Origin of the sequence: Bacillus sp. EU55, from assembly GCF_038005925.1 — a bacterium.
In the GTDB taxonomy this organism is placed as follows: domain Bacteria; phylum Bacillota; class Bacilli; order Bacillales; family Bacillaceae; genus Bacillus; species Bacillus velezensis.
Genome location: NZ_JBBOUE010000001.1, coordinates 2146976 through 2167781, shown reverse-complemented (window position 1 = coordinate 2167781; position 20806 = coordinate 2146976). Strand labels below are relative to the sequence as shown.

At 42.4% G+C, this 20806-nt stretch carries 11 protein-coding genes and 1 pseudogene; 7 read left to right on the top strand and 5 right to left on the bottom strand.

Going from position 1 to position 20806, the window contains the following annotated elements; all coding sequences use genetic code 11:
• Positions 1 to 75 precede the first annotated feature (75 nt).
• The 5 genes and pseudogenes from bamC to NYE50_RS11075 all read left to right on the top strand — a co-directional run bounded on the left by bamC (position 76) and on the right by NYE50_RS11075 (position 13230).
• A complete protein-coding gene (gene bamC, locus NYE50_RS11095; RefSeq protein WP_224988133.1) occupies positions 76 to 7935 on the top strand; it encodes a bacillomycin D non-ribosomal peptide synthetase BamC in 7860 nt (2619 codons plus the stop codon).
• Between the two features lie 170 nt (positions 7936 to 8105).
• Positions 8106 to 9644 (top strand): annotated as a pseudogene (locus NYE50_RS11090) (glycoside hydrolase family 43 protein).
• 111 nt (positions 9645 to 9755) lie between these two features.
• Positions 9756 to 10976 (top strand): glycoside hydrolase family 30 beta sandwich domain-containing protein, encoded by a 1221-nt coding sequence (locus NYE50_RS11085; RefSeq protein ID WP_159354222.1) that lies wholly within the window; start codon positions 9756 to 9758, stop codon positions 10974 to 10976.
• Between the two features lie 143 nt (positions 10977 to 11119).
• The gene (locus tag NYE50_RS11080) at positions 11120 to 11827 is read left to right on the top strand and encodes a response regulator transcription factor (protein WP_159354221.1); all 708 of its coding nucleotides are present in this window, start codon (positions 11120 to 11122) and stop codon (positions 11825 to 11827) included.
• Between the two features lie 2 nt (positions 11828 to 11829).
• The gene (locus NYE50_RS11075) at positions 11830 to 13230 is read left to right on the top strand and encodes a sensor histidine kinase (RefSeq protein WP_159354220.1); all 1401 of its coding nucleotides are present in this window, start codon (positions 11830 to 11832) and stop codon (positions 13228 to 13230) included.
• 51 nt (positions 13231 to 13281) lie between these two features.
• On the opposite strand, the gene NYE50_RS11070 is transcribed toward NYE50_RS11075, so the two are convergent.
• Positions 13282 to 13593 carry a DUF4870 domain-containing protein gene (locus NYE50_RS11070; RefSeq protein WP_017417895.1) on the bottom strand — a complete coding sequence of 104 codons (312 nt, stop codon included), beginning with the start codon at positions 13591 to 13593 and terminating at the stop codon, positions 13282 to 13284.
• A gap of 463 nt (positions 13594 to 14056) precedes the next feature.
• Here NYE50_RS11070 and NYE50_RS11065 point away from each other — a divergent pair, with 463 nt between their 5' ends.
• Positions 14057 to 15556 (top strand): cellulase family glycosylhydrolase, encoded by a 1500-nt coding sequence (locus NYE50_RS11065; RefSeq protein ID WP_159354219.1) that lies wholly within the window; start codon positions 14057 to 14059, stop codon positions 15554 to 15556.
• A 245-nt stretch (positions 15557 to 15801) separates the two neighbouring features.
• A complete protein-coding gene (locus tag NYE50_RS11060; RefSeq protein WP_159354218.1) occupies positions 15802 to 16938 on the top strand; it encodes an alpha/beta hydrolase in 1137 nt (378 codons plus the stop codon).
• Positions 16939 to 17199: 261 nt separating this feature from the next.
• On the opposite strand, the gene NYE50_RS11055 is transcribed toward NYE50_RS11060, so the two are convergent.
• From NYE50_RS11055 to NYE50_RS11040, 4 genes are all read right to left on the bottom strand, one after another.
• Positions 17200 to 17466 carry a hypothetical protein gene (locus tag NYE50_RS11055; protein ID WP_029973838.1) on the bottom strand — a complete coding sequence of 89 codons (267 nt, stop codon included), beginning with the start codon at positions 17464 to 17466 and terminating at the stop codon, positions 17200 to 17202.
• A gap of 304 nt (positions 17467 to 17770) precedes the next feature.
• Positions 17771 to 17980, bottom strand: a complete 210-nt coding sequence (locus NYE50_RS11050; RefSeq protein ID WP_159354217.1) for a bacteriocin-like WGxF protein — start codon at positions 17978 to 17980, stop codon at positions 17771 to 17773.
• 13 nt (positions 17981 to 17993) lie between these two features.
• Entirely contained in the window at positions 17994 to 18614 is a 621-nt protein-coding gene (locus tag NYE50_RS11045) for an ATP-binding cassette domain-containing protein (protein ID WP_029973840.1), read from the bottom strand.
• On the bottom strand, positions 18611 to 20776 hold the full coding sequence (locus tag NYE50_RS11040) for a DUF1430 domain-containing protein (RefSeq protein ID WP_029973841.1): 2166 nt from the start codon (positions 20774 to 20776) through the stop codon (positions 18611 to 18613). The genes NYE50_RS11045 and NYE50_RS11040 overlap by 4 nt, the downstream gene beginning before the upstream one ends.
• Positions 20777 to 20806: the final 30 nt, after the last annotated feature.

The window sequence follows — 20806 nt, the reverse complement described above, 5'->3', positions numbered from 1 at the left end:
GGTACCGGCTGTCCCCGGCATGGTGTTTTTACGGGGACAGCCATCAGCCGGCTAAAACTTACTGGAGGGATATTAATGTCAGAATTTAAGCAACAGGAGTTGTTCTGGAGCAGCATGTTCAATGCGGAAGATCGTCCCAGTGCAATCCCTTCGTTTCAAATGTCGGACTCAACAATAGAGCACGATGCGCCGAGTGCACCCAACCGTATTCACAGTTCATTGAGCTCCGATGTATCCCTGCGCATCATGAAGATGACGAATAAATCGCCAATGGCCGTTTATATGGTTCTCCTGGTCGGAATCGAGTGTCTTTTATACAAATATACGGGGGAAGAGGGCGTTATTGTAGGTGTTCCGACCTTTGAAGACGAAACCGATGAAGACCTTCGTTTAGATCAAGTCATGTTAATCAAACAAAACATAAATGCGGACGGCACATTTAAATCCATATTTAATGAATTCAAGCATACGCTGAACGGAGCCATCTTACATCAGCACGTTCCTTTCGATAAAATGGCCGGTCCATTAAATCTGAACTACGATTCAAATCATTTGCCAATGATCCACACGATCGTATCACTAGATCAGCTTCACCCCATTCGTTTTATAGAAACGGCCGCTGCTGATACGTTATTTCAGTTTTCCATAGAAAATGATTCGATTCATTTAAAGTTAACTTATAATGAACAAGCTTATGATCGCCAGTATATGATGCAAGTGATCGAACATGTAAACCGGATTTTTTCGATTTTGTTATTCCAACCCGACCTTATGATCCGCCAGCTTAATATTCTGTCAGACTCAGAGACAAATCAACTCATCGCCTATAATCAAACGGCTGCAGAGTATCCAAGAGAAAAAACGATTCATCAATTTTTGGAGGAACAAGCGGGACGTACCCCTGATCAAACGGCTGTTGTCTACGAGGATAGCCGTCTGACGTACCGTGAATTGAATGAAAGGGCGAATCAACTCGCTCGGATACTGCAATCTGAAGGCGTGCAGCCGGATCAGCCGGTCGGGATTATGGCCGAACGCTCCCTGGATATGATTGTAGGGATCTTCGGGATCTTGAAAGCCGGCGGGGCGTATGTACCGATTGACCCGGGCTATCCCGAGGAACGGGTTCGATACATATTGGAGGATTCGGATACGAAGTTGTTACTCGTGCAGAATCAATCGCAAGAGAGAGTACCTTTTACGGGAAAAGTGCTGGATATGAAAGATCCGCAAAACTTTTGTGAAGACGGGTCGAATGTAGAGCCGGCTGCTGGTCCGGATCATCTGGCCTATGTTATTTATACATCGGGTTCAACGGGCAAGCCGAAAGGGGTTATGGTTGAGCACCGGTCGGTCATCAATCGGCTGGTGTGGATGCAGGAAAAATACCCTCTCGATGAGCGGGATGCGATTCTGCAAAAAACTGCGATCACCTTTGATGTATCAGTGTGGGAACTGTTCTGGTGGACGATGGCAGGTTCTAAACTGGTGCTGCTGCCAAGCGGAGGAGAAAAGAATCCCGAGCTGATTTTAGATACAATTGCACAAAAAGGTGTCAGCACAATGCATTTTGTACCGGCGATGCTGCATGCCTTCCTGGAATCCATGGATCAGAAGTCAAGCGGGATGTTGAAACAAAAATTAGAATCATTAAGACATGTGTTTGCAAGCGGGGAGGCTTTGAAGCCTGTACATGTCGCAGGCTTCAAACGCATCATCACGTCGGTGAGCCAGGCTCAAATCATCAACTTGTACGGACCGACTGAGGCAACAATTGATGTATCATACTTTGATTGCCAGACGGAAGAAACGTATGCATCGATTCCGATAGGCAAACCGATTTCCAACATTCAAATGTATATATTACATGCTGATTTGGAACATATGCAGCCGACCGGTGTAGCGGGAGAACTGTGCATAGCGGGCGATGGGCTTGCAAGGGGCTACTTGAATCGTCCCGAACTGACGGCCGAGAAGTTTGTAAACCATCCGATTGCAGCAGGAAAACGGATATACCGGACGGGAGACTTGGCAAGATGGCTGCCGGACGGCAATATCGAGTATTTGGGGCGGATTGATCACCAGGTGAAAATCCGCGGTTACCGCATTGAAATCGGCGAAGTCGAAGGCGCTTTTTTTCAGCTGCCGGCGATCAAAGAAGCCATCGTTATCGCCCGGGAAATCGATGGGGAAACATCCTTGTGCGCCTATTATACCGCACAACATGCTTTAACTGCAGGCGAACTCCGTGAAGAGCTGTCCCGGCAGCTTCCATCCTATATGATACCTGCGTATTTCGTTCAGCTGGAAGAGATGCCGCTTGCTTTCAACGGAAAAATAGACCGTAAATCCCTTCCTTCTCCAAGAGAGAATCTTACAGGCATGAACTATGAAGCTCCTCGAACAGAACTGGAAAAAATACTGGCCGCGGTGTGGGAATCGGTCTTAGGCTTAGAACGGGTCGGAATCTCAGATCATTTCTTCGAATTGGGGGGCGATTCCATTAAGTCGATTCAAGTGTCCTCAAGATTATACCAAGCCGGGTATAAGTTTGAAATCAAACACTTGTTTAAATACCCAACGATCTCCGAGCTTGTTCCATACGTAGAGCCGGTAACCCGAATCGCAGAACAAGGAGAAATTAAAGGCCGGGCGCTGCTGACACCGATTCAGCATTGGTTTTTTGACCAGAAATACCCGGAATTACACCATTATAATCAAGCGGTTATGCTTTATTGGAAAGAGGGACTGGATGAATCAAAGCTTCGGGACGTCATGAAGAAGATCACAGAGCATCACGATGCTTTGCGCATGGTCTATGTTCCGACAGAAGATGGATTTGAAGCCCGAAATCGGGGGATCGAAGAAGGTGATCTGTTCAGCCTTGAAGTGATCTCATTACGCGAAGAAAAAAATGTGTCCCAGACGATAGAAACCATTTCCAATGAGATTCAGCAATCCATTCATTTAGCCGAAGGACCGCTCATGAAACTGGGATTGTTCCGGTGTCAAGAGGGAGATCATTTGCTGATTGCGGTTCATCATCTGGTCATCGACGGCGTATCGTGGAGGATTTTACTTGAGGATATAGCGGCATCTTATGAGCAGCTCCAAAACGGCGAAGCGATCCGGCTTCCGAAGAAAACGGACTCTTACCTGTTATGGGCTGAACAGTTGAATCGTTATGCAGAAAGTCAGGAATTCGAAGTGGAAAATCAATACTGGTTCAGACAGAAACATAATCCGCAGCATACATTGCCAAAGGACAATGAACAGGAGACCGGTCTGGCCAAAGACCGGGAAACGGTCATCGTTCAATGGACCGTTGAGGAAACCGAACGTTTATTAAAAAACGCTCACCGGGCTTATTCGACCGATATGAATGATTTATTACTGACCGGTCTGGGAATTGCTATTCATCGTTGGACCGGATATGAAGACATTCTCATTGATCTTGAAGGACACGGCAGAGAGTCTATCATTCCGGATCTCGATATTTCGCGTACGGTGGGATGGTTCACAAGCCTATATCCGGTTTCGCTTCAAATCAAAGCTGATCAGGATATCCCGCAGCGGATTAAAACAGTGAAAGAAAATTTGCGTCAGATCCCCCAAAAAGGAATAGGTTACGGCCTGATCAAATATTTGTCCGATCACCCGAAGGTACATGAATGGACCGGACATCCGGAAATACGTTTCAATTATTTGGGTCAATTTGATCAAGATGTCCGGAACGGCAAGATGGAGGTATCCCCTTACTCAAGCGGGAAAACAGCCAGTGACAATCGTCCCTTGACCTATACACTTGATATCAACGGCATGATTTCAGACGGCCGATTGTCGCTGGCCATCAGCTATTGCGGCAAACAATATCAGAGAGAAACAATGGAAGCCTGTGCCGATCTCTTAAAAAACAGCCTGCAGCAAGTCATCGCACATTGTGATGCTCAAGATCAAATTCACCTGACGCCAAGCGACATTTCGTTAAAAGGTATAACGATCGGTGAATTGGATCAATTTGTGCAGCAAACGAGTCATCTCGGTGACATTGAAAATATATACCCATTAACCCCGATGCAGAAAGGAATGTTGTTCCACAGCTTGATCGATTCGGCTTCCGAAGCTTACTTTGAACAAGCCGCTTTTGATCTGAAAGGATTCTTGGATATCGATGCATTCAGGATGAGTTTGGCGCATCTGGCCGAAAAATATGACATTCTTCGGACTCTTTTTTATACAGAATGGAAAGATCAGCCTTTGCAGATTGTATTCCGGCAAAAGCCGATTGAAACGGCCGTTGAAGATATTCGCAGCATGAACAGTCACCAGCGCAGCGAGTTTATTGCCGATTTTGCAAGAAGAGATAAGGCGCGGGGATTCAATCTCACCCGGGATGCTTTAATGCGCGTATCGATCCTGCGGACAGAGGAAGACCAAGCGCGATTGATATGGAGCTTTCATCATATTTTAATGGACGGCTGGTGTTTGCCTCTTGTTACGAAAGAAGTGTTTGAAACCTATTATGCGATACTCGAGCAAAGGCAGCCGAAGCGGGGAGCCGTCACTCCATACAGCCGATATATCGAATGGCTGGATCAACAAGACCACAAGCAGGCGTCAGCCTATTGGTGTAACTATTTAGAAGGTTATGAAGGGCAAACTGTTTTGTTACAAGAACAATCTTCCGGCCGGGCGAAAGGATACGAAAAAGGTGAGCATGAGTTTCGTTTAGGAAAGCGGCTCACAGACGAAATCAAACGGGCCGCAAGCCGTCAGCAAGTCACCGTCAATACATGGATACAAACCGCATGGGGCTTATTGCTGCAAAGATACAACGGGAGTCAGGATGTCGTCTTCGGCACGGTCGTATCCGGCAGACCGGCAGAAATTCCGGGAATTGAAACCATGGTCGGTTTATTTATCAATACCATTCCCGTACGTATTCATACGCGGCCTGAAATGACAGCTGCACAAGTATTGAAAATGAATCAGGAGCGGGCACTGGCTTCTCAAAAATATGATACATTTCCGCTGTATGACATTCAGGCTCAAACTGAGCAAAAGCAGCAGTTGATCAATCATATTATGGTATTTGAGAATTACCCGGTTGAGAAACAAATAGAACATATGAAGCAGGATGACAACGCATTAGACATTCTCGATTTTCATATGGAAGAACATACTCATTACGATTTTACTTTTATAGTGATGCCGGATGGAGAAATTGACATTCGTTTTGTATACAATCGCGATGTTTTTGATCAAGCAAGTGTCGAACGGATGCAGACGCATTTCATGCAAATCATGAAGCAAATGGCGGACGATCAGGAAATTCGCGTACAAGACCTTGATATCGTAACAGCGGATGAACGTTCGCTCCTGATAGATAAGTTCAACGATACGGCGGCGGAGTATCCAAAGGAAAAGACGATTCATCAATTGTTTGAAGAACAAGCGGAGCGAACGCCGGAGCACGTGGCGATTGTTTTTGAAGATAAGAAGCTGACGTATCGGGTAGTAAATGAACGCGCCAATCAGCTGGCCCGAACCTTGGTTGCCAAAGGACTTCAGGCCGAGGATCTTGTCGGCATTATGGCGGAACGTTCACCGGAGATGGTGATAGGCATCCTTGCTATTTTGAAAGCCGGGGGCGTTTATGTACCGATCGATCCGGATTATCCGAAAGAACGCATCCATTATATGCTTGAGGATTCTAACGTCTCTATCTTATTATTGCAGCATCATCTTCTGGAAGATACCGATTATCAAAGTCATACTGTCTTCCTTGACGATCCGTCATCATACGGCGCCGAATCATCTAATCTCAATCTGAACGTGATGCCAAATCAATTAGCCTACGTTATTTATACATCAGGAACAACGGGGAATCCGAAAGGCACGCTCATTGAACATAAAAACGTGGTTCGTCTGTTATTTAACAACAAAAATGTTTTTGATTTTAACGCATCGGACACTTGGACTTTGTTTCATTCCTTCTGCTTTGATTTTTCAGTATGGGAAATGTACGGAGCGCTGCTGTATGGGGGCAAATTAGTGATTGTCCCGAAACAAATAGCAAAAAACCCGGAAAGGTATTTGCAATTGTTAAAACCGGAAGCTGTGACCATTTTAAATCAAACGCCGAGTTATTTCTATCAACTGATGCAGGAGGAGAGAGAAGATCCCGAATCCAATTTAAACATCCGAAAAATCATATTTGGCGGAGAGGCGTTAAATCCATCCTTCTTGAAAGACTGGAAGCTTAAATATCCTTTAACCCAATTAATCAATATGTACGGCATTACCGAAACCACCGTTCATGTCACATATAAAGAAATCACGGAACGGGAAATCGACGAGGGCAGAAGCAACATCGGACAACCTATTCCTACTCTGCAAGCGTATATTTTGGACGAATATCAGCGCATTCAGGTAATGGGCATACCGGGCGAGCTCTATGTGGCAGGAGAGGGACTGGCCAGAGGATATTTGAACCGCCCGGAATTAACGGCTGAGAAATTTGTTGAACACCCGTTTGCCGCAGGCGAAAAAATGTACAAAACGGGAGATGTCGCCCGGTGGCTGCCTGACGGCAATATCGAGTATTTGGGAAGAATTGATCATCAGGTGAAAATCCGGGGCTACCGGATTGAAATTGGCGAGGTCGAAGCGGCTTTATTGCAACTGGAATCTGTCAAAGAAGCGGTCGTCATCGCGATTGAAGAAGAGGGCTCAAAGCAGCTGTGCGCCTACTTGTCAGGAGACGATTCATTAAATACGGCGCAGCTGAAGCGTCATTTACTGAACAAACTGCCCGCTTATATGATACCGGCTTACTTTGTACAAATGGAGAAGATGCCGATAACCGCAAATGGAAAAATCGATCGAAAAGCTTTGCCGGCTCCTGAGGGAAATAGGCTCACCGGAACCGAATACGAAGCGCCCGGAACGTTAATTGAAAAGCAGCTGGCCGAGATATGGAAGAACATTTTAGCACTCAGCGACCCGGGAATTAAAGATAACTTCTTTGACGTTGGCGGCCATTCGCTCAAAGTATTGCAAGTTATTCATCAAATCAACGACCGTATGGGAATCAAAATGCATTATCAAGCCGTATACGATTTTCCTACCATCGAAACAATGGCACGCGCCATTCAAGCGGCAGTTTTCGAGTCCAAGACGGATAACGTATTCGTCAAGATGAATCAGAACGGTTCAATCCCTGTGTTCTGTTTCCCGCCTTTAATCGGGTACGGGCTGGTCTATAATGAAATGGTGAAAAGACTTGACGGCCGCTGCACCGTCTATGCCGCTGATTTCCTAGAAGAGCCGTCTTACGAGCAAGAGATCGTTGACCGGTATGCAGAAAGCATGATAGGCATTCAGGAACAAGGGCCCTTTGTTTTACTCGGTTACTCCTCGGGGTCAAATTTGGCTTTTGAGGTTGCCAAAGCCTTGGAGAAGCGCGGACGCATCGTATCGGACATTATGATGCTTGATTCTAAAAGAGCCGTTTCGGTGAATTATTTTTCAGAAGAGGAAACCGAAGAGATCATTCATCGGAATCTGGATATCATTCCGGATTATTATAGAGAATTATTAACCATTCCTTCCATTAAGGATAAAATCAGAAGCTATCTCACATATCACAATAAACTGATCAATTCCGGCGCGGTGAACGCCAACATTCATCATTTTCAATGCGGCGAGTTGACCGATAGAGGATGGACGCAATCAACCGCACAGCATTACCTTGAGTACAAATTAAAAGGAGACCATGTGACGATCTTTGACCCTCACAATATCGAAGAAAATACGGATGCAATTCGATCTATTATCAAAAGGATTGAAGAACGGCATCATCACGGACTTGTTCTTGAAGAACAACTGTCAATAGGATCGTTTGCGGGGGACGCAAAGTTTGACAAAATGTAAATGATCCAGAGCAAAATGCCGCTGACTGCAATCGGCGGCATTTTTCATAAAAGAGGGTCAGATATTTGCAGCGTTTTCACTCTAAAAATCATTCATTTTACGCATTCTTCATGACCTGTTGTTATCATATTTTTTAAAAACCTAATATGCGGAAACAGGAGGATGTTAAGCTGATGAAAAAGTGCAGCGTATGTTTATTGATTCTTGCTTTATTATTGAGCTGTTTACCTGGGGAATAAGCGAATGCGGTAAGCACTCCAATTGCAAAACATGCCGGGAATTCAAATCCGCTTATCGACCATCATCTGGGCGCAGATCCGTTTGCGCTGACCTATAACGGAAGAGTCTACATCTATATGTCAAGCGATGACTATGAATATAATAGCGACGGCACGATTAAGGATAATTCATTTGCCAATTTGAATAAAATATCCGTCATATCTTCAGCGGATATGGTGAACTGGACAGATCACGGAGCGATTCCCGCAGCGGGTGCCAATGGGGCGAATGGCGGCCGGGGGATTGCCAAATGGGCAGGAGCATCATGGGCTCCGTCAGCCGCGGTGAAAAAGATCAATGGTAAGGATAAATTTTTCCTTTATTTCGCAAACGGCGGCGGAGGTATCGGGGTTCTCACCGCAGACAGCCCGACCGGCCCATGGACAGATCCGATCGGAAAAGCGCTGGTAACGCCAAATACGCCAGGAATGTCCGGTGTTGTATGGCTTTTTGATCCGGCAGTATTCGTAGATGATGACGGTACCGGTTACCTATATGCCGGCGGAGGCGTTCCGGGCGGTTCAAATCCCGCACAGGGGCAATGGGCCAATCCTAAAACGGCAAGAGTCATGAAATTAGGGCCTGATATGACGAGTGTTGCCGGAAGTGCGTCTACGATTGATGCGCCTTTTATGTTTGAAGATTCGGGAATGCATAAGTATAACGGAAAATATTACTATTCCTATTGTATCAATTTCGGGGGCGCGCACCCGGCCGATAAACCTCCAGGTGAGATCGTCTATATGACCAGCTCAAGTCCTATGGATTCTTTTTCGTATAGAGGGCACTTTCTGAAAAATCCGGGAGCATTTTTCGGAGGCGGCGGGAACAATCACCATGCTGTTTTCAATTTTAAAAACGAGTGGTATGTGGTGTATCATACTCAAACTGTCAGCTCCGCTCTTTACGGGGCCGGCAAAGGATACCGTTCTCCCCATATTAATAAGCTTGTGCATAATCCAGATGGCTCCCTGCAAGAGGTAGCGGCAAATTTTGCAGGTGTCAAACAGCTATCCAACTTGAATCCATATCACCGGGTAGAAGCGGAAACGTTTGCCTGGAACGGACGGATTTTGACAGAGGCATCCTCAGCACCCGGCGGGCCGGTCAATAATCAACATGTCACAAACATTCATAACGGAGACTGGATTGCTGTTGGAAATGCAGACTTCGGGTCAGGCGGCGCCAGGACGTTTAAAGCAAATGTAGCGTCCGCTAGAGGCGGAAAAATAGAAGTGCGGCTAGACAGTGCAAACGGTAAGCTTGTCGGAACCTTGAATGTCCCTTCGACAGGCGGAACGCAATCCTGGAGAGAAATAGAAACTGCGGTAAGCGGCGCATCCGGTGTTCACAACGTATTCTTTGTATTTACCGGAACTGGTACAGGAAACTTGTTTAATGTTGATTACTGGCAGTTTACACAAAGATAAGCAAAGGGAGACAAAGGTACGTTTTCTATGTCCATAAACGACATATGAAGGAGAGGGAAAAATGATGTCGAGCGTAAAAAAACAATTTGTGCATTATTGGTATGTTTCACAATGCTGTCCGTCATGCTCTTAGGACCGGGAGTTACTGAAGTTTCAGCAGCAAGTGATGCAACAGTTAATATATCTGCAGATAGACAAGTGATTCGCGGTTTTGGAGGAATGAACCACCCGGCTTGGATTGGAGATTTGACTGCGCCTCAACGGGAGACCGCTTTTGGCAATGGACAGAATCAGTTAGGTTTTTCGGTCTTAAGAATTCATGTAGATGAAAATAGAAATAATTGGTACAAGGAAGTGGAGACTGCAAAGAGTGCGATCAAACATGGAGCAATCGTTTTTGCTTCCCCTTGGAATCCGCCAAACGATATGGTTGAGACTTTCAATCATAATGGTGACACATCAGCTAAGCGGCTGAGGTACGATAAGTACGCCGCATACGCGCAGCATCTTAACGATTTCGTTAATTTCATGAAGAGTAATGGTGTGAATCTGTATGCGATTTCTATGCAAAACGAACCTGATTACGCTCACGAATGGACATGGTGGACGCCCCAAGAAATCCTGCGTTTCATGAGAGAGAATGCCGGTTCCATTAATGCCCGTGTGATTGCGCCAGAATCATTTCAATACCTGAAAAATATATCGGACCCCATTTTGAACGATCCGCAGGCGCTTAGGAATATGGATATCCTCGGAACCCACCTGTACGGCACTCAGGTCAGCCAGTTTCCTTATCCTCTTTTCAAACAAAAAGGAGGAGGGAAAGAGCTATGGATGACGGAGGTATACTATCCGAATAGTGACAACAATTCAGCGGATCGCTGGCCTGAAGCTTTAGGTGTTTCAGAGCATATTCATCATTCAATGGTAGAGGGAGATTTTCAAGCTTATGTGTGGTGGTACATCCGCAGATCATACGGCCCTATGAAAGAAGATGGGATGATCAGCAAACGCGGATACAATATGGCTCATTTCTCAAAATTTGTGCGCCCTGGCTATGTAAGGATTGATGCAACGAAAAATCCTGAACCGAATGTTTACGTGTCAGCCTATAAAGGAGACAATAAAGTCGTGATTGTTGCCATTAATAAAAATAACACAGGGGTCAACCAAAACTTTGTACTGCAGAATGGAACTGCTTCGCAAGTATCCAGATGGATCACGAGCAGCAGCAGCAATCTTCAACCTGGAACGGATCTCAAAGTAACGGACAATCATTTTTGGGCCCATCTTCCGGCTCAAAGCGTGACAACATTTGTTGTAAAGCGTTAAAGGCATCAGCATCGCAATAAGCCAATTTTCTTACTCGAAAAAGAAAATTGGCTTATTTTCTGTGGGAGAGAAGTGTTGATTTTTTTAACGATACACGGACATTGGGTATAATAATGACAATGACTTCAAGGAGTGATCAATATATGTCACGGCTTCACAGCAAAGTATTAATCATAGACGATGAAAAAGAAATTTTGGAACTGATCAAAACCGTATTAATAAGAGAAGGCATTGATCGCGTAGTGACCGCTTCGACTGCCCGTGACGGATTGGCTCAATTTCATCAAGAAAATCCCGATCTGGTGATATTGGATATCATGCTGCCAGACGGTGAAGGCTATGATATCTGCAAGCAAATAAGAGACATTTCACACGTTCCTATTATCTTTTTGTCTGCAAAGGGGGAGGAAACGGATAAAATTGTAGGACTTGCCATCGGCGGGGACGACTACATTACAAAACCCTTCAGCCCTAAGGAAGTTGCATATCGAGTCAAAGCGCAGCTGAGACGGGTCTCTTACTTACAGCTTTCTCAAACCGGAACCGTGATAAAAAAAGGGCCATTTGAATTAAACCAACAACAAGCCGAGCTCACCAAAAATGGAGCGGCTATTGAGTTAACACCTAAAGAACTTATGCTTATGACCTATTTTCTGCAGCATCCCAATCGGGTGATCAGTAAAGAAACACTCTATCAAGCTGTATGGGGAGAAGATTTCTTCGGTTCTGACAACACGGTGATGGTTCATATACGCAGGCTCCGTGAGAAAATAGAAAACACCCCATCAAAACCAGACTTTCTCGTCACTGTGAAAGGGTTAGGCTACAAATTTGTTGTAAAGGATGCGTAAGGATGAATTGGCGATTAACAGGCAGATACATGGTATCTGTCATCATAGTGACCATCATTACAGTCTTCATTAATTTATTTATTTTTATGTTTTGGCTCGTTTTCCAGGCGAACACCCAACATGACGAAGAAAGTACACCGGAAACTTTCACAAGATCATTCCGGCAATATGTCACGTTATCGAACAATGGTATCACAGTAAACAAAGAGGGCCAAAAAGCTTTAAAAGAGCAGAATGCATGGATTCAAATATTAGATGAAAACGGACAGGATGTTTATCATGATAGAGAACCTAAAGGACTGAAGAAAAAATATACGCCTATTGAAATTGTAAATTTACATAAATATAAGGATGAACAATTATTATCAACCATTTACGCCGGCGGAAAAAAAGTAAACGGCAAGGAGTACAGTTACTTTATAGGGTTTAAAAATCCCTCTCTCGGAAAGTATGTCCTCTCATATGATACCAAGGAATTTGTGACGAAGTTCAATGCAGGGACCATCATATTATTATCAATAGATGCATTGATCGCGTTACTCATCGGCTATCTATTCAGCCGGCAGCTCACAAAACCGCTCGGCCGTGTCATTCAAGGAATCCAGCGGTTAGCTAATGGAGATTATACGATCAAAATGAAATCCAAAGGCATTTATAAAGATGTCTTCTATAATGTCAATCATTTATCGGAACAACTATCTTCAAGCAAAAAAGAAAAAGATAAATTAGAGCAAATGCGTGAAGAGTGGATCAGTCATATTTCTCATGACATTAAAACACCATTAGCATCTATTCAAGGCTATGCAGAAATCATCCAAGATCCAAATTATCATCTAACAGTCGAACAGATCAGAGAGTACGCCCAGATCATTGAGAGTAAATCCCTCTATATGAAAGATGTGATGGAAGATTTAAATTTAACGACAAGGCTGAAAAACAACGATGTGATGATACATACAGAGCGGGTAAACCTTGTATCGCTGCTGCGGGAAACGTTAATTGATATGTTAAACGATTCTAGATATGCGGATAAGTCCATTGAGCTTCAAACGAACCTGGAAAAGCTGATGCTGAATCTTGATGCGATATTGATTCGGAGAGCGGTCACGAATCTCATTTTAAATGCCCTCGTTCACAATGATCCTGATGTGAAGATCGTTGTACGGCTTCAACAAAAAGAACGGACTCATGTGATAATTAAGGACAATGGCAAAGGGATAGAAGAAGAGGAGCTGGAAAAAGTGTTTGATCGCTATTACAGGGGGACAAATACAGGAACGACGCATGCAGGCTCTGGTCTTGGAATGGCCATAGCAAAGGATATTATCCAAAAGCACGGAGGGGACATCACCATTCACAGCACCGCGGGAGAAGGGACAACGATAGATATACAATTATCATAATGACAATACAAAAAAAACGGTTCTGCTGATTAATAACAGAACCGTTTTTTCCTATTGTTCCGAAAACACTTTGATTCCTTTGACAATGTTCCAAATGAAAAAATAGATCGCCACAAGGAATGTAACAGCATACGTCGCAAGCAGGAAAGGCCCGGCGTGCCTGATGTCATTCATACCAAGTAAACCTGAAGCGATGATGCCAATTCCAAAAATCAAATAAGGAATCAGATGCGTCCACAAAGATTTTTTCGCATGATATTTCACATCGTCCTGACCTAAGAAATAGACGATAATCGGAAACAGAAACGGCGCAAAAAATATACTGAAGTAACATAATGAAGACAAAATTTTATTTTCTCTCAAACCTTTTCACCTCTATGATTTATTGAAGGGGGAATTCTTCTGGCTGAATCCCTCACTGAAGTACAATCTTATTGTACAACTCCAACCTTAACCCGTATTAATCCAAACCTTACATCAACCTTACATTAACAAGGACGGGCAAGGGCTCGTCTTCTTACAGCAATCATAAGATTCAATGCCATATTGAGACTCATCACATTCAGCATGTCTGCGTTGGAAATACATTTAATTTTTCGATTCGATTGAAAAATGACGTGTAAAGTCCCGGTTCAGTCCGGTTTTCTTTGTTCTATATGTGTCAGGTATGTCTTATTCAATAGAGATAGAGCAAATTGACAGGCTTTTACACCTCTCAAAAACAAGAAATTAGGTTGATAGACAATCATGAGAAAGATTTTTACAATGAGTTCGAGCTCATAAGAAGTGAAGAGCCAAAATGATGCGAAGGAGGAAAAGATAAGATATGAAACGGTCAATTTCTATTTTTATTACGTGTTTATTGATTGCGGTATTGACAATGGGCGGCTTGCTGCCTTCGCCGGCATCTGCAGCAGGGACAAAAACGCCAGTAGCCAAGAATGGTCAGCTTAGCATAAAAGGTACACAACTCGTAAACCGAGACGGTAAAGCGGTACAGTTGAAAGGGATCAGTTCACATGGATTGCAATGGTATGGCGATTTCGTCAATAAAGACAGCTTAAAATGGCTGAGAGACGATTGGGGCATCACCGTTTTCCGCGCGGCAATGTATACGGCAGATGGCGGTTATATTGACAACCCGTCCGTGAAAAATAAAGTAAAAGAAGCGGTTGAAGCGGCAAAAGAACTTGGGATATATGTCATCATTGACTGGCATATCTTAAATGACGGCAACCCAAACCAAAATAAAGAGAAGGCAAAAGAATTTTTCAAGGAGATGTCAAGTCTTTACGGAAACACGCCAAACGTCATTTATGAAATTGCAAACGAACCAAACGGTGACGTGAACTGGAAGCGTGATATTAAACCGTATGCGGAAGAAGTGATTTCCGTTATCCGCAAAAATGATCCAGACAACATCATCATTGTCGGAACCGGTACATGGAGCCAGGATGTGAATGATGCTGCAGATGATCAGCTAAAAGATGCAAACGTCATGTACGCGCTTCATTTTTATGCCGGCACACACGGCCAATCTTTACGGGATAAAGCAAACTATGCACTCAGTAAAGGAGCGCCTATTTTCGTGACGGAATGGGGAACAAGCGATGCGTCTGGAAATGGCGGTGTATTCCTTGACCAATCGCGGGAATGGCTGAATTATCTCGACAGCAAGAACATCAGCTGGGTGAACTGGAATCTTTCTGATAAGCAGGAATCATCCTCGGCTTTAAAGCCGGGAGCATCTAAAACAGGCGGCTGGCCGCTTACAGATTTAACTGCTTCAGGAACATTCGCAAGAGAAAACATTCGCGGTACCAAAGGTTCGACGAAGGACAGCCCTGAAACGCCAGCACAAGATAACCCCACACAGGAAAAAGGTATTTCTGTACAATACAAAGCAGGGGATGGGCGTGTGAACAGCAATCAAATCCGCCCGCAGCTTCACATAAAAAATAACGGCAATGCGACGGTGGATTTAAAAGATGTCACTGCCCGTTACTGGTATAACGTGAAAAACAAAGGCCAAAACTTTGACTGTGACTACGCGCAGATTGGATGCGGTAATCTGACCCACAAATTTGTGACGCTGCATAAACCTAAGCAAGATGCAGATACCTATCTGGAACTGGGGTTTAAAACAGGAACGCTGTCACCGGGAGCAAGCACAGGGAATATTCAGCTTCGTCTTCACAATGATGACTGGAGCAATTATGCACAAAGCGGCGATTATTCCTTTTTCCAATCAAATACATTTAAAACAACGAAAAAAATCACATTATATCATCAAGGAAAACTGATTTGGGGTACAGAACCCAATTAGTTAAACTTTAGGCGGACATCAGCAACGATGTCCGCTTTTATCATCTTAAACAGCAATACAAGGAGGTTTACGTAGCGGATGAAACTCTGAAACAGTATTTGGGCCTGTACAAATGTTGTTAGCAATCTCAAGAAAGCCAAGGAGTAGATATGATTCACTGAACATATGATGTAATGAAAAGCGTTTATAGCACAATGTATGTATTTCACATCCGCCACTTTTATTACGTAAGGGGGAACAAGAGAATGAAAAAGTATGACGCATTTCCGGAGCCAATTGGCGGCTATACTGTCGGCCGAACCCAGATGGATTTTGAGTACACGGCATCAGATCATACAAAAAGAGAACTGACGGCGTTTGTGTACTATCCGTCCGACAGCAGCGAAGGGAAGACTACATCAACGTACATGTTTCCTGAAGTCTGCGAAATGCTTGATGAGCAGCCGCTTCTCACTGCGTTGAAGGATGCTTACACTATAGATATCAAGACCCAATGTTACGACGACCTTGCTCTCTCCGGGAAGGAAAAACGCTATCCGGTGTTATTCTATGTTTGCGGCGGGGGCGGTTCTCCAGAATGGGGTACAGTGATCTGTACAGACTTGGCAAGCATAGGATATGTTGTGGTAAGCATCGGCCATCAGAATAGCACGATGTATAAGCGTAAAGATAGGCGCCTGTTTAATATATCAAAGGATTTTTCGGATGTTATTATGGCGTTTTCTGAAGATCCGGAGATGATGGCGTTGGCTGGTAAGATGGAGATGCGTCCTGACGACGGAACTGCCATTGAGATGTGCCAAAACGTGCTTACACTGCCGATACTTGACAAGTTAACAGAGTATAGTGAATTACAGGCAGAAGATGTAAGGTATGTAGCCGATTATCTTGTCAAACTGGACTCTGGAGAGCTGAATTCCATCTTTAAGGGCAGATTGTTGCTTGACACCGGCATGGGCATAGTCGGACATTCTTATGGAGGGCCTACGACGGCGATTGTTTGCCGGGACGACGAACGGTTCGCCTGCGGGATTGGCTTGGATAGCGGTGCGTTCGGCCTTCAGGGCAGCGACATTAAGAAACCCTTTTTGCTGCTGTTTTCTGAACCGAACTATAACATGAATGCGATCATTGGCGCTAACAATAGCATGGATACCTATTATTTCTCTGTTGATCGTGCTGCGCATTTAGATTACTGCGACATCGTGTTTACCAGTGTGAATGAGGAACTTAGAGGCGAACGGGATGCCATGGAGATGCGAAATCTTGTTACAGACTATACGAAGAACTTTTTTGATCATTACATACTGCAGAAGGCTGCAAGTGTGGAAAGTCTGGCATACGATGGCGTGGACTTGATCAGGAAGACCAGCAACAAGTGACATAACCGATTAAAATACTCAAACTGAAAAACCTTTATGACCAATTTAATTTATTAAGGACGTAGAGGTTTTTTAATATTACCTTACAAAAAGGGGATGTTCTTAGAATATGGATCCACTTTTATATTCTCTACATAATTCCTAGTTTACATAATATATATTCTAGGAAGTTAAATCTTTAATGAAAATTCTGTCTCGTTATCTTAAGTATACTTAGTTAATGAGACAGAATTAAAAAATAGGATGTATTACGATTTACAATTAATCTTGAACATAACACCGATCTTTAATAATCGCCTCGCACTTTACTTCGTCTACATCAGTTTTGCCATTGGATAATCTTGTGTACACATAAACCCAATTTTCACCGTCTCTTTTGAAGTAATCAAAATCGTAAGCATTCGGATATTTATCTCTTACCCAAATTAATCCTGGCAGAGTCTCCGCCATTGCTGGTGATCCAGATACTAGTATGGCGCCGACAAGTGCTGTAGCTCCTACTATCTTTTTGAGTTTACTTTTTAACATTTTTAATTGCCCCCCTTTTGATTTGTTGCCTGCTGCTAACTCACTTAGCAGGTAATATGATTTTATCACCTTGCAAAGGGGAAATTTGTCATATTTTGTATATAGAACTGTTATGTTCGGAAAAAATACAAAATTATGTTAATTATTTTCCCATTCTTGAATTCTGAAACTTTTCGGAGGGCTTCTGATAGCGATCCTCTTTGCAAATGTGCTTACATAAAAAAACCGGCGTGTTGGCCGGTCCTTTCTTCTAGACAACATGTACCCTTCTTGATTACTTCGTGAGGAAGCATTAAAGCCTTTATTAAGCCTCGTAATTTCTGCTGTTTGATCCTAAATTCCTAAAGAGTAAAGAAGAAAGCAGAGCTAACACAAAATAAACAACAACGAATCCACCCCAGAAGATTATTGCTTGATCAAAAGGTAAGCCAAACATTCTAAAGATTACTCTGTGAACGATTCCTGTAATAATAATCAGGACACTTGTAGACATTGCAAAAGTAATATGTTTCATTTAGAACCTCTCCTTATGAAAGATTGATCACTCTATCCGAACCATTGGCGATTTCTTGATCATGAGTAACACAAATAATCGTTTTCCCCATACCTTTTAACTGATGGAACAAAGACAAAATAATGCTTTTGTTATATTTGTCTAAGTTTCCTGTCGGTTCATCAGCCAGAATAATATCACAAGGCTTCAAAATAATTCTTGCGATGGCCACACGTTGTTGCTCTCCGCCACTCAGTTGATAAACCTTTTTCTTTAAAAAGCTTTTATCCAGACCAACCATTTCTAAAGCTTTTGTCAACTTTTCTTTCTTAAAGTCTTTTGCATAAGCCGTCGAAAGCTGTAAATTTATTAATACTGTTTCATTGTCCATAAGCACGTAATTTTGAAAGATATACCCTAAGTTTTCTCTCCTTAGTTTCATAACCTCCGTAGGTTTAGGATTTCGAAAGCCTAAAATTTCAACATCTCCTGAGTGCGGAGTATCAAGAAGACCTATGATATTTAGCAGGGTAGTCTTCCCTGAACCGCTCTTACCAACAATTGAAACAAATTCATTTTCTTTTATCTGAAGAGAGAAATTCGAAAGAACAGGTTTTTCATCAAACGTCTTTGATATGTTGTTGAGTGTAATCATATTCTATCTCCTTTTAAGATCCTATTCATGTTTCTCCTGTTCAAATAGACACTCAGAAAATAAAGAATAAGCAGCTCGATTACAATAAACAGCGCGATGAAAATTGTTAATTCAAAGATTTTGTAATAAATACTGCATCCTAAACCTATAAGGCAATTGGTTAAAAGGGAAAAGATGATTAAATTTTTATTTCTGGTCCAATATGAATATCCAAAAAGCTCTTTAAGGTACAGCCGATATGCATTTGCGCTGTAATACGACCAAATATAAGCAACAAGAAAGGCTATGGAGAGGATAACTGTTATTGTTAGTCCAATTAAATTCTGCAAGAATTGATTCTGAATTCTTGCTATACCGTCGCTTAGCTCTTGATAGACCGAAATTGATGAATCAATTAGATCTCTCGTATTGGTCTTCTCCAAATAAGGAACTATGCGGTCATACGCCATGCCTTTTGAAGAATCTGAAAAGAATAAACATGAGGTTGAGTAAGCACCTATAACAGATGGATCAACGTTGTCCGTGAAAATTGCAGCTATTGGATCAACAATGTTATTTTTATTGCCAGCATCACCAAGCTCACTATTAAAGGTGAAATACTCCTGCCTATTTTTAGTATAAATAATGTTGATTTTCAATTCATCTTTTTTAATGGTGTTTAAAGGTTGCTTCATCTCCTTGTTATACATATTATCTAATTCAACTTTATCAAAGAAAAAGTGATCTCTATATGCTTCTATGATGTCTTCTTTATATTTTGCATACTTTTGTGGCACAAGCAGATTCAATGAATTTGAGTCAAACCATAATTCTTTTTTGTTTATGGCTTTTCCATTAGCACCGATAATGGGATTCACCTTTAAATAATTAGGGCTGATTGTAATGCTTCGTCCAGAAGGAGAATAAATTTCATTTTTCTTTGTCGTATTTAAGGTGTAAAAATAAACAGGTTTTTTTCCATCTTTCCTTAGTAAAGCATAGTTATGTGCATCAATGACGAACGCATTTTTATGCTTCTCTAATTGATGATACAACGCTCGTACTTTAACATTTTTCTCCCTGTCTAATTTTAAATCACTATAGTCTATCCCGGTATATGCAAAGCTTGTTTTATAAGTGTTTTGTGTCTTTTTCCAGTATGATTGATTATCAAGCTGCTGTTTGAGATCGAATACGTTAGAAAGTGAAAACGCAACAATATTGAAAAGCAATATCGTGATAACAATTTTAAAGCCTACAGATAACCATTGGAATTTTTTAATCGGTGTGCTGCCTTTGATCGAGCCACTAATGTCGCTGTTGTTATACAAGACGAGGGTAACCATGATGGTGTATACCATCATGATAAGCGCGCCAATCACCGCGTTTCTAATGTAAATTCTAAGATATACAGCCAACCAGTCATTTAAACTGAAAGAAAAGGCTAGCAAAGCCACAATAATTGCGCCGCAAAATATGATTATAATTAGAGGCTTCAAAAACATTGCTGGGTAAGAAAGCAGTGTTTTAACTTTGGAATACCCCCATAACTTTTGCAGCAGAAGCCGCTTGCGATTTTTAATTACAAAATAAAGGATGCCAATAAACAAAATCAGCATAGAAAGCAACACTAGCATAAGCAAAGTTTTGTTAAACATAAAAGCAGTATTCTCAGTGATGTCCTCATAACTTACTTCACCATAGTCAGCAAAAAGATTTTGTGCTTTTTCCAATACCTTTTCATCGTTAGACGAAATATAAAATTTGCTTCCTATGCCTATATTCTTTATTTGATTGAAATCAAAATATTTGATTTTCCATGTCGAAAGTGGAAAGGTAATGCTCCCGATCATCTTCTGCTCTGAATGATCTCTTAGAAAATTTGACACAAGCTTATTGCCGTTATGTATTGATGGTTCATTTTCAGGGCTTGTAGAATAGATGTTTAAGTTCTTTTCATCCAAGAAATTGTATTGAGAAATGTTCACTTTGTTTTCTTTGGAGAAGGCGACCAATCTCTTTACAAAGTCCTCACTTTTAACTTCTGAGGTATAAACGATTATCAATGCTTCTTTATTGGAGAATAAAGTGTAATAGATTTGTTTGTTAAGAGTGTAATGATAGCTTGACATATTCATCGAGAGCAAAACCAAAATGAACAATATGTAGATTGTTTTCTTCATTGGACAGCCTCCATAAAAAGAAATCCGGTG